At 35.2% G+C, this 1,750-nt stretch carries 4 protein-coding genes; all 4 read right to left on the bottom strand.

Annotation, left to right across the window (positions count from 1 at the left end):
* Positions 1–308 precede the first annotated feature (308 nt).
* The 4 genes from HRT72_06455 to HRT72_06440 all read right to left on the bottom strand — a co-directional run bounded on the left by HRT72_06455 (position 309) and on the right by HRT72_06440 (position 1,557).
* Positions 309–599 (bottom strand): hypothetical protein, encoded by a 291-nt coding sequence (locus HRT72_06455; GenBank protein ID NQY67348.1) that lies wholly within the window; start codon positions 597–599, stop codon positions 309–311.
* 99 nt (positions 600–698) lie between these two features.
* Positions 699–857 (bottom strand): hypothetical protein, encoded by a 159-nt coding sequence (locus HRT72_06450; GenBank protein NQY67347.1) that lies wholly within the window; start codon positions 855–857, stop codon positions 699–701.
* Complete coding sequence (locus tag HRT72_06445) at positions 857–1,138, bottom strand: hypothetical protein (protein ID NQY67346.1); 282 nt, start codon at positions 1,136–1,138, stop codon at positions 857–859. The genes HRT72_06450 and HRT72_06445 overlap by 1 nt, the downstream gene beginning before the upstream one ends.
* Positions 1,135–1,557 (bottom strand): hypothetical protein, encoded by a 423-nt coding sequence (locus tag HRT72_06440; GenBank protein NQY67345.1) that lies wholly within the window; start codon positions 1,555–1,557, stop codon positions 1,135–1,137. Before HRT72_06440 ends, HRT72_06445 begins: the two co-directional genes overlap by 4 nt.
* Between the last annotated feature and the right edge of the window lie 193 nt (positions 1,558–1,750).

Below are 1,750 nucleotides of genomic sequence, written 5' to 3'. Positions count from 1 at the left end.
TTTTAGCTGCTACTGGATGGAGTCTTAAGAAGATGATGAAACAATTGAAAAGTGAAGTCAAATTATCGCTGATTCAAATATTTGAAATCATTTTAACCTGCATCTTCCCGAAAATGAATTTAAGTTGTTAAGGATCGACTAACTAAAATTTATTCCTAGTCCCCCAACAATTAGTCTTGATCCATTAATTCCACTAAACTAAGCAATTGAGTCAATTGAAAGCCACTAAATTAGCAAAAAGGGGGGTGTTGTTAGCCTATGCTAACTCTCAGTTAACATAATAAATCTCTCTTTTATAATTCTTAAAATCATTGATATGGAAGAAAACCTAGATATTCAACTCTTCTAAATCTCTTGCCATTATCATAGATTGGTTGAGGTGGATCGGCTTGGGTTAAGTAGCCTGTTATTGAAAAACATCGGCCCTTTACAATTTGTTTGGTACCTCTCCAATTCGTTTTAGTTGTGATAATTACCTCTTTTGCACATTTTGTTAGATTAACAGGCTCAACTTTTAGAAAAACCGGCGTTATCGAATCGTTTTGAGCAATAAGAACGGTAGAACAAAGAGAAATAATTAGTATAAATATCGTTTTCATATTGGCATAATTCATCAATTATAACTCTATAACTCTATAACTCTCTACTCCTCAATTCAACATCCCCAGAAATTCAGTGTCTTTATTTCTTAGATCAAGTCAACCTTCGTAGACAGATTTAAGATTAAGCATAAAGAACGACCAGCCGGAATCACAACCAAGTCGAATTCCGCGCTTAGAGCTGTCATCAATAGGAATATTTTTCTGAACCAATTCAACTATAACATATCCAGACTCTTCTTTTAGCGAAATCTCCACTAGACATTCACCGGCAAATATGAATTTAATAAATCAAGGCCATTGACTTGCGTAAATTCTGCTCTATCCGTCATGTCGTGCAAATACCACGACCATTCATACTGGCCAGCAGTACGAACATTTTCATCATTAGGAATCGCTTCTGAGCCGCGGTAATTTGTAGCTTGACTCAAGAACCAAGTTTCAATTTTATCCGCTCGCGTCCATGCGTCATACAAATCTTTCATGTCAGCCTTAATCCCAATCTTCTTGGTAAAAGTTGTCAAGTCGTAAGTTTTCATAGTTCCAGTTTAACTTGTGTTTTTTTATCGGCTGTCTTTAAAAAAGAAGACGCAGATGCATATCCTTTTTGATAATAATTGAGGAATCCAATATTCAGTCGCTCTTCGTTTTTATTGAATTTAAAAGTTTGTCTTTTATAGTGGAAAATTTTATCCGAGTTACTCAAGCGCCATACGTGCACGTAATAAGCGCCTTTGTAATAGAACGCTTTTGAAATCATCATTTGTAAATCTCCTGTATTGAGGTTTTCGTTCTTCGCTAGAAAATCACTCGTATTACCTTCCATAAAATGTTGACAATTTACTTTGGTATTATTCAGTTTAGAATTTATCACAGTACTAGAAGAATCTGGAGAGATTAAAAACTCAGACCATTTATCAAGGTGAAATCCAAGACCGTCATGGCCGTACAACTTCATTTCGAGATAACTTTATTCGTTTTTGGATCCATTTTTTTTCCAACTCCATTTACGATACTGGTCAATTCCCCCTTCAAATATTTCTCTTGGAAATATTCAGCCACTTTGTATTCAAGGCCATTACTCGCTTGTGTGTATGGGCCTCGAGTTATTTCTGGCGAATCAATGATGGAATCGATTTCAATAATTGAAT

The sequence above is a fragment of the Flavobacteriales bacterium genome (assembly GCA_013214975.1).
Classification (GTDB): domain Bacteria; phylum Bacteroidota; class Bacteroidia; order DT-38; family DT-38; genus DT-38.
The sequence above is the reverse complement of the archived record's forward strand: the minus strand, read 5'-3'. Positions and strand labels throughout refer to the sequence as shown.